Below are 18,269 nucleotides of genomic sequence, written 5' to 3'. Positions count from 1 at the left end.
TGGAATCACTATTCATTATGAATATAGTTATAGCCTCTTTGCAGACAAAAGTCAACCAGGCGACAGACTAATAAATTTCTTTCATCTCCCGCTCACGGTCACGCACTTCCTGCTCCCGGCTCTCCAGCACTTCCCAACCATCCTGAGTCAACAGTTCAAGCTGCGCTTCAACAAGCGTGCGGAAACGGGCACGATAGATCGATGCCTGCTTTTTCAGTTCCTCTACTTCCAAAGCAATCTTTCGTGATTTACCCAACGCTTCGTTCACGATCCGGTCTGCATTTTTCTCTGCTTCCTTCACGATCAACTGCGCTTCTTTCTTCGCATTATTCTTCACATCATCAGCAGCTTCCTGCGCAATAATGATTGTTTTGCTGAGCGTTTCTTCAATCGTTGCAAAATGATCCAGCTTTTCCTGAACGGACAGCAACTGATTGCTCAGCTCTTTGTTCTCGCGAATGACGCCTTCGTAATCTTTGATGACTTGATCCAGGAATTCATTGACTTCATCCTCGTCATACCCGCGCAAACGTCGGGAAAATTCCTTGTTGTGTATGTCCAGCGGCGTTAATGGCATGCTGTCCACCTCCTGTAAAAGTTCCTTCCCGTCCAGAGAAGGTTTGCAGCATAAATCTTTGACTTAATGTATATCGGATACACCGCGTATTTTCTACACCTTTATGATAAACATTTCGACAAGAAAGCGGATTTTCCTGCAACAGACTCAGGCAAATTTGCCGATTTTCACTCGGCATCGTCCTTTTTTGGTCATCCCATCCTGTTCAATGACCTTGAAGCGGCCAAATCCCTGAATGGATACGACATCACCCGCTTTTAGCGATTTGGACGGATCTTCCTCAACCTTCCAGTTTACACGACAGCGCCCAGCTTTGATTGGCACCAACACTTTACTGCGACTAAGCCGGTATACATCTGCACAGATTCCATCCAAACGAAGCGAAGCGACTGTAATGTCCATCGTCTCCAGTTTGTTCTCTGACCACCGCATCTGTTCCAAAGGAAGTAACTCTGTGAACACATGTAACCGATGCACCTGATTCAGTTGAAGCGATAAAAAAGCGCCGGTTTCCGCCGCCACCACTGTATGGCAACCGTCCTCCAGCACTTGGATATCCCCGATCTTTCCACGTTTCATCCCAAGTCCGAGCAGGGAACCCATATAGTCCCCGTGCTCCAGCTCTGAGATTTTCTGATCATCAGACGTGATGCTGAGCACCTGCATACCCATATCCTCATCATCCAGATACATGTAATCAGGTGCAACCAGCGCACGCTTTCGCTCAGCAGCCTCGTAACCACCATCCAGACGAATCTGCACGTCATTACGACGATTGACAAGAGTTTGTAAGATAAACACCTGTCTTGGGTCAAGAAAGTCAGTTAGCTTCATCTCATGATACTTGCCTGCACCCTCAACCCAATCTGAAGCCTTATCTACGAAATCTCGCTCATCATGGCTAAAATGTTCGTAAATTTCACCGCTCATCTATGTCACCCTACCCTAATAGTCCGTGTTCAAAAAGACCGGTTTTCAGTACCGAGATGGGATAAAGCTAGAAATGGAGTAGCGGAGCGTAAAGAAAACTACGTGAGCAACCACAATGTTTCCGAAGGAAACATTCTTCGTAAGCCTCCCACTTATTTCGGCTGAATTCCATATTCGATGCTGACGATGCCACTAGGCATCCTTCGTAATCAAAAGCGGACTTTTTGAACAACCTCTAATATACAAAATACCGAAGTATGGAGATCAATCCATTAAGCGCAAGTTGCAGAACGATCAGCGCCACAATCGGGGAAATATCCAGTACACCGAACAAAGGTGGGATAAATCGACGGAATGGTCTTAGATATGGCTCCACAAACTTGCCTAGCCATTCACCAATGAAGCTTTCCCGCGCATTGGGAAGCCAAGACATCAATATGTAGACGATGACCATGTAAAAGTAAATCTGGTATAACGTGTACAGCACGCTTTCAATCTGATACAAAAGTGGCTCACCTCATTCTGTTATAATCTTGCTCGCTGTCAGCCAGTATTTCCGTAATTGATCCCTGAATTTCAACCGTATCTGGCGTGCAGAGAAAAATGTTTCCGCCGATTTTGGAAATACCGCCACCCAATGCGTATACCGTGCCACTCAAAAAATCTATAACACGCAGCGCTTGGTCCTGACGTATCCGCTGCAGGTTTACCACAACGGTACGATGCGAACGCAGATGGTCGGCAATCTCCTGAGCCTCGTCATAAGAACGCGGTTCATACAGGACAACTTTAACATTTTTCTGGGAATGAATGCTCACCACATTATTCCCCCTTTGGTTTCTACGTTTATCGAGACTGGAGGTTTCAGCTTCCTGCTGTTCAGCCTCATTTTCCTCCTGCGAAGCCATCCGTTCACGTTCCACAATCTCTTCCTCTTCCTGAAGTCCGAGGAAATTCATAAATTTATTCATTACGCCCATCGTGAACCCTCCTCTTTTCCTACGAGAATCGATCCCAGCCGTACCCAGGTTGCCCCTTCTTCAATGGCCACTTCAAAATCATTGGACATCCCCATCGACAGCTCAGTTAATGGCTCTGCTGTAAGGGCCTGTCCATTCAATTGATCTCTCAGCTCACGCAATCCACGAAATACAGGACGCGTCAGCTCCGGATCTTCCTCATGAGGTGCCATCGTCATCAGGCCAACGACCTTGAGATTGTTGAACGAACGAATATCACGCAAAAAAGAACTTGCCTGTTCAGGCTGTAAGCCATACTTGCTCTCTTCACCCGAAATATTCACCTGCAAAAACGTTTCCACTTGCATGCCAAGTGAAGCTGCTTTTTTATCCAACTCCTTCGCCAACGACAAACGATCGAGTGAATGTATGTAACGAAACTTCCCGATCACGTCTTTCACCTTGTTCGTCTGCAAATGACCGATAAAATGCCAGGTACCCTGTTGACCAAAAGCTTCCCATTTGGCCTGTGCATCCTGCCACCGATTTTCTCCAATATGCTCAAGACCATGATTCAGCACCGATCCCGTTGTTTCCAGTGAGACATATTTCGTGACTGCAATCACATTCACATCATCACGATGACGGTTACTGCGCCGACATGCATCCTCGATCTTCTGATTTACCTGTTGTATACGCTCCTCCAATGACACAGAGGGTCACCTCTCTTCCAGCCCAATCCAGCTCGCCATCCGCCCTGTAACACCATTTTCCTTCCGATAGGAGAAAAATAATTCGGGATGACAACTTGTACACCATGTTGTACATTCGATATGATCCGGCAATATTCCTGCTTTCATCATAATGTGTCGATTACATTCTTTCAAGTTTAACATCGTTTTACCGTTATCTACGGATTGATATGCTTTTTTAGAAGCAGAATCCTTGTATTCATCATTAACCGGGGAATCATCAAACCAAACCCGTACATGCTGCATAACCGCCTCATCCACTTCATAACAGCAATCTCCAATGGACGGACCGATTGCAGCTCGAATGTCCTGTCTGCGACTTCCGTACTCCCGTTCCATCGTCTCCATCATGGATACAGCGATACCTGCGACTGTTCCTTTCCAACCGGCATGAGCAAGACCAACGGCCTGTTGCACAGGGTCATAGAAATAAAGCGGGACACAGTCTGCATAGAAAGAAGTCAACAGCACACCCGGCACATTTGTAACCAATCCATCCGTATCCTGCAACGCCGACTGACGATCAAGTAATCCTCTGCTCCGATCTTCAGCTTTAATTACAGCCACATGTTTGCCATGTACCTGTTCTCCACAGGTCCAGGCCTCCGATTCATAGCCAAGCTTCCCGGTTACAAGCCTGCGGTTGTTAAGCACAACTTCAGGATCATCCCCCACATGATAAGCGCAGTTAAGCGTAGCATAGGGTACACTTCCGACTCCCCCATGTCTTGTCGTAAATCCGACCGATAACTGTTCAAACCGCTGTCTCCAGGGCTCAACATATAATAATAACGGGTCAGAACCGAAATCTGAATTAGGGTTCTCTGTCCGTTCAAGTAATTCCTTATTCAATACAAAGGGTTCCATTCTCTCACCTCACCACTTCCAGTGTACCAAATGAGCCACATTCTGTCTCCTTTATATCGTTCGACGCTGATTACGGTCTGATCGTTCAATGCGTTCCACACGCTCCGTGCGGAGATGCTGCTGTTCGTCATACAGGCGCGCTTCCCGATCACGCTCGTCATACGTGGTTTCCTTCACCTCATCCATCTTCACAAGAATCACATCCGAACCAATCTTTACGATATTTCTCCAGGGAATCACCAGATCCGTTCCCCCGCCAAAAAGTCCCATAAACCGGCTGTACCCCGGCACAACAATCGCTTCAATTCGTCCCTGCTTCAGATCCAGCTCCAAGTCACTGATCTGACCTAGGCGCTTACCATCCGTAATGTTAATGACATCCTTAGTCTGAAAATCCGAGATTTTCATGCCTCGTGCCGCCACTTCGCTCGTATTTACTTTCATTCATTCCCGCCCCCTGTTGTTCCTCTTCTTTCCGTTCCACACGCTTCTATACAATATATGTTTCAGGGGCGAAAAATGTCCTGTTTTTCATTGAATGTGGGACGGCTTAACACAAAAAGACGACCAACGGTATACATAGCCCCGATTGATCGTCCTCCTGCCCTTACATTGTGTTACGACTTTACATGTTTTTGCATCTGTTGTATCGCTGATTTCTCCAGACGTGATACCTGTGCCTGGGAAATGCCAATTTCATCAGCTACTTCCATCTGGGTCTTCCCTTCGAAAAACCGCATGGACAAAATCATTTTTTCCCGTTGGCCGAGACGATGCATCGCTTCGCGGAGCGCAATTTCCTCGATCCACGACACATCCTTGTTTCGGTCATCACTGATCTGATCCATAACATAGATCGGATCTCCACCATCATGATAAATCGGTTCAAAGAGCGAAACCGGGTCCTGAATGGCGTCCAATGCAAAAACAACATCTTCCTTCGGCACATTCAGTACTTCCGCAATTTCGAATATCGTCGGTTCCCGGGAATTTTTATTCGTCAGGCTGTCACGGACCTGAAGTGCTTTGTAAGCAATATCCCTCAAGGAGCGAGATACCCGAATTGGGTTATTATCACGCAGGTATCGACGGATTTCACCGATAATCATCGGCACCGCGTAGGTTGAAAATTTGACATTCTGGGATAAATCAAAATTATCAATGGCTTTCATCAGGCCGATGCAACCAACCTGGAACAGATCATCGACAAACTCCCCCCGATTGTTAAAACGCTGAATGACACTGAGTACCAGACGCAAGTTGCCATTCACTAATTTCTCTCTTGCTGAGCGATCATGGTGTTGCTGAAGGGAATGAAACAATTCCCTCATTTCAGTGTTGGTGAGGACAGGCAATTTTGCGGTGTCCACGCCACAAATCTCGACTTTGTTTCGGGTCATCGTGATTTACCTCCCAAGGAGAAACATTAATGTACATTATCTCCGGGGCAGGCTTTTTTATTCGTACTTGGCACCCTTGCCAGTAATACCCATTCTGAGCATTGATGGTTTTCAGACCATTTTATTGAACTCCTTGCGAAGTCTTTTAATGATTCTTTTTTCGAGACGAGAGATGTAGGATTGGGAGATTCCAAGTAGATCTGCTACGTCCTTTTGTGTCTTTTCTTCCCCATCCGTCAAGCCAAAACGAAGCTCCATAATCATTCGCTCACGCTCCGTTAATTTTTCCAGTGCCTTGTGCAAAAGTTTTCGGTCTACCTGCTCTTCAATATTCCGATAGATTGTATCGTTCTCTGTACCCAGTACATCCGATAATAATAGTTCATTTCCATCCCAATCAATGTTAAGGGGTTCATCAAAAGAAACTTCAGTTCGGATCTTACTATTACGTCTCAGGTACATCAAAATTTCATTTTCGATACACCGTGAAGCATAGGTTGCCAGTTTGATTTTCTTTTCCGGGTCGAATGTATTAACTGCCTTAATCAGTCCGATGGCTCCAATGGAGACCAGATCTTCAATATTGATTCCTGTGTTCTCAAACTTGCGTGCGATGTATACCACCAGACGCAGATTGCGCTCAATGAGCATCGCGCGAATGGCCGAGTCTCCCGAAGATAATTTTTGCAGTAAAAATTCTTCTTCTTCCCTTGTCAAAGGCGGCGGAAGTGCCTCACTTCCCCCGATATAATAGATCTCTTCACTTTTGAGTCCCAACAAAAATAACAGACGGTAATATTGCAGCTGCGCCACCAGTTTCCATTTCACAAGCATGTACGTTCCTCCTATACCACATTCAGCGGCTTTTCTGTTGCTCCCGCAGAGAGAGCCGTAGACTGCGCAGAAGCAGCGTCTTGCACAAGTTCAGGATGAATCACGGCCTTGTATTTCCCATCCGACGACAAAACACCTCCATCCAGCCCAATGAGTACCCTTGTCGTCTCATAACATGTTTCCCCCATCGTCACCTTCACCCGGTCCGGCTTCATTGCCAGCATAAACGCAGTGCCTTTGTTAATGCCTCGATAGGGCACTAGCCGCAGTCGATCCTGCCACTGAAAACTTTCCTGATCAAGCTCCATAATAAGGTTGTCCGGCGCCTCGTCCTTAAGTCTACCCTTCCACGAAGCCGGTAACATGTCTTGCCACAACGAAACCTCCATCACCATGACTGGCATACGCGATAAGGGATCTGTAAGTTGATTGCCCGTATCCAGAAGGCCTGTACAAGAAATGACTACCTCATCGATGCAGACCTCAACTTTACCCAAATAGGTCGTCATGCGATCTGTTTTCCGTTTTGAGCTCTGCACAGCTTTGAATACAAACAGGACAGCAAAGAATACGATAAACGTGAACCAGAAGGCAATCTTCAGATCAAATGACATCCCGCCAGAAGCCGTGAACCAAATGCCGTTAAACAGCTCACCGGAGCTCTGAAGCATGTAATGCACACCCAGAATACCTCCGGCAGCGACAAAATTAATCACATAGAAGGTACCCAGCGTCCTCGTAAAAGCCTGCAGACCCTTAAAACCAAAAGCAATTGTAAGCATGACCAGCGAGAACCCGAACTTGATCAAAAAAGTGAACATAAAATCAAACTCCGGTACAAACATCATAACCACGTATAACGCGCCCACAATGGCTGACAGCAACCATCGCCACCAAACCAGCTTCGTTTTTCGCATCCAGGCGGTCATGCCGATGAGTGCACCGTCAATACACAGGTTTGTCAAAAAAATAAGATCCACATACACAACCAAACTCTTCACCTGCCTGCGCGCAACATATCGAAATACCGGTATCCCGATATCCTGATATTCATGAGCATATTCACAAGTATACGGAGACCCCTGTTCAAAGTCTGTCTAATCATGGGGGTGTGTTTCCAACTTTTTTTGTCGGAATTGCTCAGCCCTTTTGTTCAGAATTTGTTCAATGCTGTATGCTATGATATTTAAAAAAACAGAAAAACCCGGTCGCTCCATAAGGAGTACCGGGTTATCCATAATTTGATTTGGGTATTAATCGTTATTATTATTGCGTGAACGATTGCGTAAAAATGTCGGAATATCCAGCTGATCATTGCTCGGCTGATTTCCGAACGGACGCAGATTCGGCGAACGTGTATCGGTTGTCTCCGTTGTTGCCGGAGCTGGCTTACGTCCTTGTGGAGGTGGAGCAGGTTTGTCTTCGAAACCAGTTGCGATAACTGTAACCTTGATCTCCTCTTTCAGGTCTTCATCGATGATGGCACCAAAGATCATGTTCACTTCCGGATCGGAAGCAGAAGTTACGATCTCTGCCGCTTCGTTCACTTCATACAGGGACAGATTAACGCCACCCGTAATGTTCATGATTACGCCGCGAGCACCTTCAATGGATGTTTCAAGCAAAGGACTCATAATGGCTTTGCGTGCTGCTTCTGCCGCACGATTCTCACCTGTTGATTCACCAATCCCCATAAGAGCAGATCCACGTTCATGCATAATCGTTTTGACGTCAGCAAAGTCAAGGTTGATTAGACCCGGTACAGCGATCAAATCCGAGATACCTTGTACCGCTTGACGAAGTACATTATCCGCTTGACGGAATGCTTCAAGCATCGGTGTCTTTTTGTCTACAATTTCGAGCAACCGATCATTCGGAATAACGATCAGCGTGTCCACTTTTTCCTTGAGAGCTTCAATACCTTGCTCTGCATGGCTGGAACGTTTACGTCCTTCAAATGTAAATGGGCGAGTTACGACACCCACTGTTAGTGCACCGCACTCTTTAGCGATTTCAGCAATAACCGGAGCCGCACCTGTACCTGTACCACCGCCCATACCGGCTGTAACAAATACCATGTCTGCACCTTTCAACGTGTTCATGATCAGATCGCGGGACTCTTCCGCTGCTTTTTTACCTACATCCGGGTTGGCGCCAGCGCCAAGACCACGAGTCAATTTATCACCGATTTGCAATTTATGCTCGGATTTCGCCAGGTGTAATGCCTGAGCATCCGTGTTCACCGTAATAAATTCAACACCTTGTACACCATTTTCAATCATACGGTTGACTGCATTGCTTCCGCCGCCGCCTACACCGATGACTTTAATTTGAGCCAAGCTCTCCATCTCGAAATCAAATTCCAACATATTATTCCATCTCCCCCTCAATGTGCATGGATGGCCCGTCCAATTTTTGCTTTGAACCGAATCAATTTCATATATCGACGAACGAAAGCGTTTATGTTAGTACCAGCGCATTCAGACGGCTTCAAGAATGTATGAAATGGATCCAACCTGTTATATAAATTCACTGAACATATTCTTCAGCCGTTCGAACAGACCAGGTTTTTGCTCCGATTCCTGTGCCGTATTTGGCTTCGGACGGTTGGTCGGTTTCTTATTATTATTATTGTTATTGTTGTTATTTCCACCGCCGTTATTGATCGAGGGACGAATGCGCAAACTGCGAATTACACTGTGCAATATGCCGACTCCGCTTGTGTAGCCAGGGTCACGCACACCAATGTAATCCGGAACTGCAACTCGTACTGAAGCCGCAAGCTCATGCTGAGCGACCTGCAGAACCCCAGGCATAGAGACCGTACCTCCCGTTAGTATATAACCTCCAGGAAGCTCATTGTAACCAAGACGCTTCACTTCTTGAGAGATCATCTGGAATATTTCCTGAACCCTAGGTTCAATAATAGCCGCCAGATCCTCCTGTGAAAATTCCTTGTCTACATTACTGCCGATTCGGGTTACTTTGAACATCACATCCGCAGCAGCATCATCCAACCAGGCGCATCCGTATTTCAATTTCACCTTCTCCGCCTGATCCGTCAACGTGCGTAAGCCATAGGCGATATCATTCGTTACGAATTCCCCACCAATAGGCAATGTTGATGTTGCAACAAGACTGTCCTCTTCAAAAATGGCGATGGTTGTTGCACCTGCTCCAATATCCACAAGCACTGAACCCATCGTTTTTTCATCTTTGGACAAAGCCAGTTGACCCGCTCCGAGCGACATGAGAACCAGATCGCTTACTTTCAGACCCGCTTTTTCCACGCAGCGCAAAAGATTATGTATCGCGGTTTTTGCACCCGTAATGATCGTTGCTTCAACTTCCAGACGAACACCAATCATTCCACGGGGGTCCTGTATGCCCTCCAAGCCATCTACAACATATTGCTTGGCGACAACATCAATAATTTCCCGTTCCGGCGGAACTGCAATTACTTCGGCTGCTTTCAACACCCGTTCCATGTCTTCTTCTCCGATTTCACGATCCTCGTTAGAAACAGCCACGACACCGTGACTGCTCATCAGTCCGATATGATTTCCCGAGATTCCAACATACACTTCGGATATTTGAATACCCACCATACGTTCTGCATGATCCACTGCGTTGCGGATCGACTGCACCGTCTGATCGATATCTACGATTACACCTTTGCGAATTCCCTCCGAGTCGGCAGATCCAACTCCTATAATATTAAAGGTTCCATTATTCATTTCCCCAATAATAGCGCGAATTTTGGATGTACCGATGTCCAAACTAACAATGATGTCATTGTTGCTCAAGTCTGTGGCACCTCCTGACTCCAATAGTAAATTACGTTCGAATTTAAACACTCTTAAAACATATTCAACACACTTCAGGCTTTCCCTCTTTTTTCTACAATGTTTTTGGGTGTCAAAATCTGGTTGCGAGACATAAAACCTTGAAGAAAAAAGAAGGAGGCAACTCATGTGCCATAAGTTCAAGTGTATCATTTTTTCTTCATCTCAGAAAGAACAAGTTTCATTGCTCTGACGGGGCCCAACCCCCGACCAGCCTAGGCTTTCATATTCAGTACAGCCTCATCATGGCAAAGGTCAAGGGCTTGCTCCTGGCTCAGCATCATCTTCCGGGTCATCCGGGATGAACGGGACATAGGTATCTGCCTCAAGCATGGTGATTTTCCCAGGCCGTTCGGTCTCTATCACCTGATTTAGATATTCCACTTTATCCGATAAAAGAGAGACGGTCGTAATCACTTCAAACTGTGATTTGGTATACATCCGAATCTGATCCGGAAATGAAGGCGTTGGGTTCGGAATAATTTCCGAAATATCCGTCGTCAATTCATTCGGGATTTTAGCCAGTGTCTGACTCAGTTTGGCTTTGAGTGGATCATCAGCCTTCCATTGAGTCAATATAGGCTTCTCCACAGCAACACCAATTGTAGCCGGAACCGTCAAGCTTGTCCCACTGGCCAAAATCGCTTTAAGTGTACCGTCAGAACCAAGCTCATACGCAACGGTGTCATATTCCTGAACCTTGATATGGATAATACCCGGAAATTGCTTGTCCACGGTAACAGTTGAAATGGCCTTGTTGGTCTTGAGACGCTCAATCACCTCGGCAGTACTTGTCCCAAAAAATTGATCGCCTTCTTTCAGACCACTTTTCTCCAGTAGCTCTGAAGTCGCTGTATATACATTACCCGTAATTTCTATTGCCGAAATCCGACTCATGGAAGAACGAAAGAATAATACAGCGAGCAATACAATAAATAGTAATAAGAGAATAATTACAATTCTACGGCTTGTGTTTCCTTTTGGCCGATTCTTCTTCAGAACCGGAATTTGACTTTTAGGCATAAGTAGCGCTCCACAAAGCCTCAGGTCCCCTCCCTTCAAGAAGGGGACTCCAAGGACGTTAATTGGCAAAATCCAACTGTTTTGAAACGGGTGACTGTCGCTCAACCGATGCTCCAAGACTTTGGAATAACTTCTCGATCTGATCGTAGCCCCGGTCAATATGATGCACTTGCTCCACAACCGTTTTGCCTTGAGCAGCCAGACCAGCAATGACCAGAGCTGCACCTGCACGAAGATCGGTTGCTTCTACTGTAGCCCCGTACAGACGGGGAACACCACGGATAAATGCTGCGTTCAGATCGACTGAAATATCAGCCCCCATCACATTCAGTTCATCCACATGTTTGAACCGGCCCTCGAATACCGTTTCCTTCATCACACTGAATCCGTCTGCCAGACTGAGCAGCACCATGATTTGCGATTGCAAATCTGTCGGAAATGAAGGATACGGAGAAGTCACAATACGGTCTACTGATTTGGGACGGCTCATACAGCTCACCGTCATTATATCATTGCAGACTGTGATTTGAACACCAGTGCGCTTCAATACATGTATAAGTGAAGTAAGATGAGCAGGATTGCAGTGTGTAAGCGTAACATTGCCACGTGTTGCTGCTGCTGCAATCATCACAGTTCCGGCAACGATTCGATCCGGTATAATCTCATAGGAACAAGGCTTCAATTTCTCAACACCATTGATCGTAATCGTATCCGTTCCTGCACCAATGATACTTGCACCCATAGCATTCAGAAAGTTTTGCAGATCCTGTATTTCAGGTTCTCTTGCCGCGTTGCAAATGGTTGTCGTCCCTTTAGCCAGAACGGCTGCCATCATGATATTCTCGGTTGCTCCCACACTCGGGAAATCCAAAAGAATATCTGTACCCACCAGATTGCGGCCATGGCAGATAATCTGTTGGTCCTGCTCTTCAATCAAAGCTCCGAGCGCTTCCAGGCCCCGGAGGTGAAGATCAATTTTGCGTTCTCCGATGGCACAGCCTCCTGGCTGATACACTGACACATGCCCAAACTTAGCCAGCAATGGTCCCATCAAAAAAATGGAAGAGCGCATCTGCTTCATTAGATCTTCTGGCACATCATATGACCGAATCTGCGAGGTATTAATGGTCACTGTTCCCTGTTCATGCCGACACGTGCATCCAAGCCGTTCCAGGATATACAGCATCACTTCAATGTCCAGCAAGTGTGGAACGTTATGCAGTGTAACTTCTCCATCTGCCAACAAACTTGCGGCCATAATCGGTAAAGCGGCATTTTTTGCTCCATGGATGCGTATGGATCCTGAGAGGGGTTTCCCGCCTTCAATCACCAATTTGTCCAATGTATCACCTCCGGGGTTTACCGTTCACCCACTACGAAGACTTCCGGTACCAGGTTAATACCGTTTTGAGATGATATAGTGCTCTGAATCTGCTGCATTAGGGTGATAACGTCCTCTGCTGTTGCTTGGCCTGTATTGACAATGAAATTGGCATGCATGGTGGATACCTGTGCGCCTCCCTGAGTCATGCCCTTGAGCCCTGCTGCTTCAATCAGACGGGCTGCATGGTCACCCGGTGGATTTCGGAATACACTGCCTGCACATGCCATCTGCAGTGGCTGTGTGCGTCGTCGGCGATCTTTGTAAGCTGCCATGGTTTCCGAAATGACTTTGCGTTCTCCATGCTGGAGTTCAAATGTAGCTTCCAGCACGATGCCTCTCCGATCATGCAGAACAGAGTGGCGGTAAGCAAAATCCATGTCCTCCTTGCTGTAACGTACCAATTCCCCTGTCTCCAGTACAATCTCAGCGAATTTGAATATCCGTGACACATCCGATCCATGAGCACCTGCATTCATGTATACGGCTCCACCGACAGTGCCGGGGATACCGCTGCCGAATTCCAGACCGGTCCATTCCTTTTTGGCAGCAACCACACTGAGTTTAACAAAAGAATGTGCTGCTCCGGCAGTTACACCACCTTCGTGAAATTCGGCATAATCAAAGCCATCGCCTGGTTTCACAACAACACCACGTATTCCTTTGTCTGACACCAGCATGTTTGAGCCCCGTCCAAGTTGCATCCACGGAATCTGAAACTTGTGAAGCAATTGAACGAGATTCATCATCTGCTCTTTATTCTCGGGAATGACCAGTGCATCCGCAGGACCGCCGATCTTCCATGTGGTGTATTTGGCTAGCGATTCGTTTTCAAGAACTCTGCCAACATTATTCTGGGATAGTAACGACATCCACTGCTGCATGTTTGCTTCCTCCTTTGCTTCCAAACCGATGAGCACGGTATTCTGTTGTTGCTAAAGAACGTGCTCTGGCGCCATGGAACGATGGTCACGATTTATACGGTATCTTATGTCAGCCCCGTCTTGTGTGTGACAATCGCCCACAAACGCACTTTACCGGCGTGCAGCAAGACGCTGAATTTCATGAACAAGCACTTCAGCAGCATCGGGTTTACCCAATTTCCGGGAGGCCTCAGCCATTCGTTTTCGTCCCAATTCATCATTCATAATTTTGGCGATGGCTTCATACAGAACTTGGCCTGTAAGATCCTTCTCCAGCATCGTGAGTGATGCGCCCCCACCTTCAAGCGTACGTGCATTGGCTTCCTGATGATTGTTAGTCACGTTAGGCGAAGGAATTAGAATGGAAGGAATGCCCAGTGACGTAATCTCCGCAAGGAATGATGCACCTGCGCGGTTTACAATCAAGGATGTACAGGCAAGCACCTCAGGCATATTATGCACGTAAGGCAAGACATGCAGATGGTTTGGCATTGTACCCAATGAGCTGCGAATGGCTTCACGCGTTTCATCAAAATAGGTATCCCCTGTCACATAAACCACATGTACATCGTCCAGTTGTTCTAGCATTGGCGCCATGTCCACCATGGCCTGATTGATTGCTTTTGCCCCTCGACTGCCACCAACCACAAGAACAACACGGCTGTTCATCGGTACACCTAACGTGGCAAAACCACGATCACGGCTAGCCTGGGCTACCGTAGTCGCCCGTGGATTACCGGTGTAGATCACCTTTTTCGCGCCGGAAAACGATTTTTCAGAACCTTCAAAGCTAACTGCAACCGTGTCCACATACCGCATCAAAAATTTGTTCGTCAGACCCGGGATGGCGTTCTGTTCATGAATTATACTCGGAATTCCCAGTTTTGTTGCTGCATATACCACAGGTCCACACACATATCCACCTGTACCTATCACAACATCCGGTTTGAATTCCTTCAGCATTTTTTTGGACTTGCGTACACCTTGAATGAAACGCATGACCGTTTTCAGGTTGTCGATGGACAGTTTCCGTCGAAAGCCGGTAATATCAATGGATTTAAAAGGGATATTTTCCTGGGGAACCAGCTTGCTTTCCAACCCTCTGGTTCCTCCAATGTATAGAAATGTCGAGTCCGGGTTCTCCGCCTCGCATTGTCTTGCTATGGCAACGGCCGGATAGATATGTCCACCCGTACCGCCACCGCTTAGAACGACTCGCATCGCATAGTCACCTCGCATAACGGGATAAATTCACTAAAATGCCCAGTGCTGTGAGCATGAGGGTCAATGATGATCCGCCGTAGCTGATCAAAGGCAAGGTAATACCCGTTACAGGCATCATGCCAATGACAACACCAATGTTAATAATGACCTGTACGGCGACCATACCTACGATACCTACACCCAGCAGACTGCCGAAGGCATCCGGAACGGTCATGGCTACACGCATTCCTCTCCACACCAGCACCAGAAACAACAATAATACAATCATTCCACCGATAAAGCCGAGTTCTTCGGCCAAAATACTAAAAATAAAGTCCGTTTGCGGTTCAGGTACATAACTGTACTTCTGCCGGCTCATACCCAGTCCCAATCCCGCCAGTCCACCAGGACCAATCGCGTATAAGGATTGAATGATCTGATATCCGGCACCCAAGGGATCGGACCACGGGTCCAAAAACGCTGTGATACGCTGTAACCGATAGGGAGCTGCCGCGATCAATGCTGCAAATCCGGCTACACCACCAAGAGCAAGCAATCCCAGATGTTTCATTCGTGCTCCGGCTGTGAAAATAATAAGCATTGATGCACCCATCATCACCGTGCCTGTCCCCAAATCAGGCTGCAGCATAATAATACCAAAAGCCAAACCAATCAATCCCAGCGGTGGCAGAAGCCCCGTTGTGAAGGTCTTGATTTTGCCCGGTTCCTTGCTCAGCCAGTGAGCGAGAAACAGAATCATGCCCAGCTTCATGAATTCTGAAGGCTGGATACCGAACGAGCCTATGCCCAACCAACTTCGTGCACCGCCGCGAACCACACCGATCCCAGGAATGAGCACCGCAATGAGCATAATAAAACAGGCAATCAATATCGGCTTGGCATATTTCCTCCACACCCGGTAGTCTACGTTAGCGGTGACGAACATGGCCATAAGCCCAAGCACCGCAAACAGAGCCTGTCTTTTAACAAAATAAAAAGAATCGCCATAGTCATGAAAGGCAAGCACCGAGCCCGCACTGTATACCATTACGATGCCGATGGCAAGCAATGCCAAAATACTAATCAGCAACCAAATATCTGGTGCCGGTCGCGTCTGTTTCATCAGGAGGCCACCCCTTGCATGGAAGTAGGGGCTTTTCCACCCCCCTACTTACAAGTTATGCGCCGCCTCTTTAAAAATGCGTCCCCGCTCTTCATAGGAAGCAAACATGTCCCAACTTGCACATGCCGGAGATAACAAAACGACATCACCGGCACTGGCAAGCTTTGAAGCTTCCTGCACAGCAACAGTTAACGTCCGGGCAGCGTCCTCTTCATTATCGACGACCTTAATTTGCTTTAATCCGGCAAGTTCCGCGACTTTGGCAATTTTCATCCGTGTTTCTCCAAGCGCAACGACAGCTTTTACCCGTTCCTGGAACAAGGGTAACAACTCCATCATGTCTGACCCGCGATCCAACCCTCCAGCAATTAATACAACCGGCTCCTTGAACGAGTTCAGAGCCATGACCGTAGCCTTCGAATTGGTCGCTTTGGAATTGTTGTAATAGGCAGCGCCATTATGATCTAGTACATATTCAAGTCGGTGCTCAACCGCCTTGAAGTCTGCAAGCGGCGCAGCCAGTACCGCTGGATCAGCTCCTGCAGCTACGGCAATAGCCACAGCAGCCATTGCATTCTCCACATTAAATCGTCCAGCTATGCCAATATCCTCAATATCGATGATCATGTGCTGATCTCCGTTTTCATCCGCGTAGATAATCTGGCGCTTCACATCATCCTCTTCTCCATCCACATAAGGAGGATCTGCATACACACCTGTATCCAATTTCTCAATCATAGAGAAGGGAAGCAATCTGCTTTTGATGTAAGGAACCAGACCACGACATACCGCATCATCCCAATTCAGAATGGCTACGTCGTCAGGCTGCTGATTGGCGAACAGTTTGGCTTTGGAGGCCACATAATCATCCAGATCCCCATGATAGTCCAGATGCGTCTCTGTAACGTTAAGCAAGCACGCAATACGAGGACGGAAATCAACCGTTCCTTTGAGCTGGAAACTGCTCAGTTCGACAACCATCCAGTCATCTGGAGAAGCTTGCTCTGCCGCTTCAGAGAGAGGTGTCCCAATATTACCGGCAACAATTGGCTTGAGACCGGCATGTTCCAGCATTTTGCCCACCCAAGTGGTCGTTGTGGTCTTGCCGTTGGAGCCCGTAATCCCGATCATGGGTGCAGCACATAGATGATAAGCAACCTCGACTTCGGTCACCACTTCAATGCCCAATGCCAAGGCTTGCTGCACAGGAGCTGCACGGTATGGGATACCCGGATTTTTGACGACCAGCTTCACATCACTGTGAATCAAGTCGTCCGGATGTCCTCCGCATACAACAGAAATTCCCAAAGCCTCCAATTCGGAAGCTTCGGGACATTGATCTCTCTCTTTTTTGTCATTAACTGTAACTTTCGCTCCGGCGCGATCTAGCACTTTGGCGACCTGTACGCCGCTTTTGGCCAATCCGAGCACGACTACTTGTTGTCCGCGATATGATTCAGGATGGTTCATGATCTACAACCCCTTGTTGAGATAAAGTCCAAGAGCGGCCAAAATTGCGCCTACCGCCCAGAAGGTAATAACAACCCGCCATTCCGACCAACCACTTAATTCAAAGTGATGATGAATGGGGCTCATTTTGAATACACGTTTGCCACGAGTCTTGAATGATACCACTTGAATAATAACAGACAGGATCTCGATGACAAAAATACCGCCAATGATGACAAATAAAAGCTCTGTTTTAGTTACTATCGCTACCGCACCTATGGCACCGCCAATGCCCAGAGAACCTGTATCGCCCATAAACACTTTGGCTGGATGTGCATTGTATACCAGGAAACCGAGCACGGCTCCAATCATCGCTGCTGCACACACTGCCGCCGGCATCGACGTGGCTTGCATCGCCACAATGGCAAATGCGCCAAAGGCAATCGCACTTACCCCTGACAGCAACCCATCCAGACCATCGGTAAAGTTAACCGCATTGGTAATGGCAAGCATCATGAATACGACAAACGGATAATAGAACCATCCAGTCCAGTCAAACGAGAATGACGTACCCGGAATAGAAATGGCTGTACTGTGTCCATTCTGAATCAGCAAGAAACACATCACTGCACTGAAGAACAACTGGCCCAGCATTTTTTGTCTGGCCGTCAGTCCAAGGGAACGTTTGAACACAATTTTGATGTAATCATCCAGGAAGCCAATCAGCCCGAATCCCAGCGTAGCCACAAGCAAGACATAAAAGTCTGTATTCTTGACAGCCGAAAATTTCAAAAAGGCCAATGTGAACGCAACTAAAATGACGACTCCACCCATTGTAGGTGTTCCGCTTTTTTTCAAATGGCTCTGAGGCCCATCTTCCCTAACTTGCTGTCCGAATTTCATGCGTCGTAACAGCGGAATCAGGAGCGGTGCGGCAATCACCGCCAGAATAAATGAAACGCCGATTGTTAACAGTAATACCTGAAAATCCATGGGTTCACCC

19 protein-coding genes and 1 other annotated feature (1 of these 20 cut by a window edge) are annotated in these 18,269 nt (G+C 47.2%); all 19 genes read right to left on the bottom strand.

The genetic code is table 11. The features are described 5' to 3' along the window. Positions 1 to 10, bottom strand: a binding site (T-box leader); it reaches 283 nt to the left of the window's first position. 57 nt (positions 11 to 67) lie between these two features. The 19 genes from ACX9NY_RS02630 to mraY all read right to left on the bottom strand — a co-directional run bounded on the left by ACX9NY_RS02630 (position 68) and on the right by mraY (position 18,259). Then, positions 68 to 577, bottom strand: a complete 510-nt coding sequence (locus tag ACX9NY_RS02630) for a DivIVA domain-containing protein (RefSeq protein WP_339235898.1) — start codon at positions 575 to 577, stop codon at positions 68 to 70. A gap of 147 nt (positions 578 to 724) precedes the next feature. Then, on the bottom strand, positions 725 to 1,507 hold the full coding sequence (locus tag ACX9NY_RS02625) for a YlmH family RNA-binding protein (RefSeq protein ID WP_339256407.1): 783 nt from the start codon (positions 1,505 to 1,507) through the stop codon (positions 725 to 727). A gap of 235 nt (positions 1,508 to 1,742) precedes the next feature. Continuing rightward, positions 1,743 to 2,012 carry a YggT family protein gene (locus tag ACX9NY_RS02620; RefSeq protein WP_301290087.1) on the bottom strand — a complete coding sequence of 90 codons (270 nt, stop codon included), beginning with the start codon at positions 2,010 to 2,012 and terminating at the stop codon, positions 1,743 to 1,745. Positions 2,013 to 2,019: 7 nt separating this feature from the next. Beyond that, entirely contained in the window at positions 2,020 to 2,487 is a 468-nt protein-coding gene (locus ACX9NY_RS02615; RefSeq protein WP_253439303.1) for a cell division protein SepF, read from the bottom strand. After that, the gene (locus ACX9NY_RS02610; protein WP_339235904.1) at positions 2,478 to 3,179 is read right to left on the bottom strand and encodes a YggS family pyridoxal phosphate-dependent enzyme; all 702 of its coding nucleotides are present in this window, start codon (positions 3,177 to 3,179) and stop codon (positions 2,478 to 2,480) included. Before ACX9NY_RS02610 ends, ACX9NY_RS02615 begins: the two co-directional genes overlap by 10 nt. Positions 3,180 to 3,185: 6 nt before the next feature. Further along, a complete protein-coding gene (gene pgeF, locus ACX9NY_RS02605; RefSeq protein WP_472476970.1) occupies positions 3,186 to 4,085 on the bottom strand; it encodes a peptidoglycan editing factor PgeF in 900 nt (299 codons plus the stop codon). Between the two features lie 51 nt (positions 4,086 to 4,136). Further along, positions 4,137 to 4,529, bottom strand: a complete 393-nt coding sequence (locus ACX9NY_RS02600) for a YlmC/YmxH family sporulation protein (RefSeq protein ID WP_339235908.1) — start codon at positions 4,527 to 4,529, stop codon at positions 4,137 to 4,139. A 173-nt stretch (positions 4,530 to 4,702) separates the two neighbouring features. Further along, positions 4,703 to 5,485 carry an RNA polymerase sporulation sigma factor SigG gene (gene sigG, locus ACX9NY_RS02595; protein WP_017687309.1) on the bottom strand — a complete coding sequence of 261 codons (783 nt, stop codon included), beginning with the start codon at positions 5,483 to 5,485 and terminating at the stop codon, positions 4,703 to 4,705. A 111-nt stretch (positions 5,486 to 5,596) separates the two neighbouring features. Beyond that, the gene (sigE, locus tag ACX9NY_RS02590) at positions 5,597 to 6,319 is read right to left on the bottom strand and encodes an RNA polymerase sporulation sigma factor SigE (RefSeq protein ID WP_017687308.1); all 723 of its coding nucleotides are present in this window, start codon (positions 6,317 to 6,319) and stop codon (positions 5,597 to 5,599) included. Positions 6,320 to 6,330: 11 nt separating this feature from the next. Beyond that, complete coding sequence (spoIIGA, locus tag ACX9NY_RS02585) at positions 6,331 to 7,311, bottom strand: sigma-E processing peptidase SpoIIGA (protein ID WP_472476967.1); 981 nt, start codon at positions 7,309 to 7,311, stop codon at positions 6,331 to 6,333. Between the two features lie 261 nt (positions 7,312 to 7,572). Continuing rightward, the gene (ftsZ, locus tag ACX9NY_RS02580; RefSeq protein WP_253439311.1) at positions 7,573 to 8,688 is read right to left on the bottom strand and encodes a cell division protein FtsZ; all 1,116 of its coding nucleotides are present in this window, start codon (positions 8,686 to 8,688) and stop codon (positions 7,573 to 7,575) included. Positions 8,689 to 8,838: 150 nt separating this feature from the next. Beyond that, entirely contained in the window at positions 8,839 to 10,125 is a 1,287-nt protein-coding gene (gene ftsA, locus ACX9NY_RS02575; RefSeq protein WP_339235912.1) for a cell division protein FtsA, read from the bottom strand. Positions 10,126 to 10,419: 294 nt separating this feature from the next. Then, positions 10,420 to 11,187 carry a cell division protein FtsQ/DivIB gene (locus ACX9NY_RS02570; RefSeq protein ID WP_339235914.1) on the bottom strand — a complete coding sequence of 256 codons (768 nt, stop codon included), beginning with the start codon at positions 11,185 to 11,187 and terminating at the stop codon, positions 10,420 to 10,422. Between the two features lie 58 nt (positions 11,188 to 11,245). Further along, positions 11,246 to 12,529 (bottom strand): UDP-N-acetylglucosamine 1-carboxyvinyltransferase, encoded by a 1,284-nt coding sequence (murA, locus tag ACX9NY_RS02565; RefSeq protein WP_339235916.1) that lies wholly within the window; start codon positions 12,527 to 12,529, stop codon positions 11,246 to 11,248. A gap of 17 nt (positions 12,530 to 12,546) precedes the next feature. Continuing rightward, on the bottom strand, positions 12,547 to 13,452 hold the full coding sequence (gene murB / locus ACX9NY_RS02560) for a UDP-N-acetylmuramate dehydrogenase (RefSeq protein ID WP_472476964.1): 906 nt from the start codon (positions 13,450 to 13,452) through the stop codon (positions 12,547 to 12,549). 150 nt (positions 13,453 to 13,602) lie between these two features. After that, positions 13,603 to 14,712 carry an undecaprenyldiphospho-muramoylpentapeptide beta-N-acetylglucosaminyltransferase gene (gene murG / locus ACX9NY_RS02555; protein ID WP_339235919.1) on the bottom strand — a complete coding sequence of 370 codons (1,110 nt, stop codon included), beginning with the start codon at positions 14,710 to 14,712 and terminating at the stop codon, positions 13,603 to 13,605. A gap of 7 nt (positions 14,713 to 14,719) precedes the next feature. Next, a complete protein-coding gene (spoVE, locus tag ACX9NY_RS02550) occupies positions 14,720 to 15,817 on the bottom strand; it encodes a stage V sporulation protein E (protein ID WP_253439323.1) in 1,098 nt (365 codons plus the stop codon). Between the two features lie 48 nt (positions 15,818 to 15,865). Continuing rightward, complete coding sequence (murD, locus tag ACX9NY_RS02545) at positions 15,866 to 17,287, bottom strand: UDP-N-acetylmuramoyl-L-alanine--D-glutamate ligase (protein ID WP_472476962.1); 1,422 nt, start codon at positions 17,285 to 17,287, stop codon at positions 15,866 to 15,868. Positions 17,288 to 17,290: 3 nt separating this feature from the next. Continuing rightward, positions 17,291 to 18,259, bottom strand: a complete 969-nt coding sequence (gene mraY / locus ACX9NY_RS02540; RefSeq protein WP_047843751.1) for a phospho-N-acetylmuramoyl-pentapeptide-transferase — start codon at positions 18,257 to 18,259, stop codon at positions 17,291 to 17,293. Positions 18,260 to 18,269 lie beyond the last annotated feature (10 nt).

It is taken from the genome of Paenibacillus sp. CB74 (genome assembly GCF_055687625.1).
This window is presented reverse-complemented; position numbering and strand designations above follow the sequence as displayed.

What these genes read in the sequence shown, in the direction of transcription:
- ACX9NY_RS02630 (WP_339235898.1), bottom strand. Translation starts at nt 577, where the DNA reads ATGCCATTAACGCCGCTGGACATACACAACAAGGAATTTTCCCGACGT.
- ACX9NY_RS02625 (WP_339256407.1), bottom strand. Translation starts at nt 1,507, where the DNA reads ATGAGCGGTGAAATTTACGAACATTTTAGCCATGATGAGCGAGATTTC.
- ACX9NY_RS02615 (WP_253439303.1), bottom strand. Translation starts at nt 2,487, where the DNA reads ATGGGCGTAATGAATAAATTTATGAATTTCCTCGGACTTCAGGAAGAG.
- pgeF (WP_472476970.1), bottom strand. Translation starts at nt 4,085, where the DNA reads ATGGAACCCTTTGTATTGAATAAGGAATTACTTGAACGGACAGAGAAC.
- ACX9NY_RS02600 (WP_339235908.1), bottom strand. Translation starts at nt 4,529, where the DNA reads ATGAAAGTAAATACGAGCGAAGTGGCGGCACGAGGCATGAAAATCTCG.
- sigG (WP_017687309.1), bottom strand. Translation starts at nt 5,485, where the DNA reads ATGACCCGAAACAAAGTCGAGATTTGTGGCGTGGACACCGCAAAATTG.
- sigE (WP_017687308.1), bottom strand. Translation starts at nt 6,319, where the DNA reads ATGCTTGTGAAATGGAAACTGGTGGCGCAGCTGCAATATTACCGTCTG.
- ftsZ (WP_253439311.1), bottom strand. Translation starts at nt 8,688, where the DNA reads ATGTTGGAATTTGATTTCGAGATGGAGAGCTTGGCTCAAATTAAAGTC.
- ACX9NY_RS02570 (WP_339235914.1), bottom strand. Translation starts at nt 11,187, where the DNA reads ATGCCTAAAAGTCAAATTCCGGTTCTGAAGAAGAATCGGCCAAAAGGA.
- murB (WP_472476964.1), bottom strand. Translation starts at nt 13,452, where the DNA reads ATGCAGCAGTGGATGTCGTTACTATCCCAGAATAATGTTGGCAGAGTT.
- murG (WP_339235919.1), bottom strand. Translation starts at nt 14,712, where the DNA reads ATGCGAGTCGTTCTAAGCGGTGGCGGTACGGGTGGACATATCTATCCG.
- spoVE (WP_253439323.1), bottom strand. Translation starts at nt 15,817, where the DNA reads ATGAAACAGACGCGACCGGCACCAGATATTTGGTTGCTGATTAGTATT.
- murD (WP_472476962.1), bottom strand. Translation starts at nt 17,287, where the DNA reads ATGAACCATCCTGAATCATATCGCGGACAACAAGTAGTCGTGCTCGGA.
- mraY (WP_047843751.1), bottom strand. Translation starts at nt 18,259, where the DNA reads ATGGATTTTCAGGTATTACTGTTAACAATCGGCGTTTCATTTATTCTG.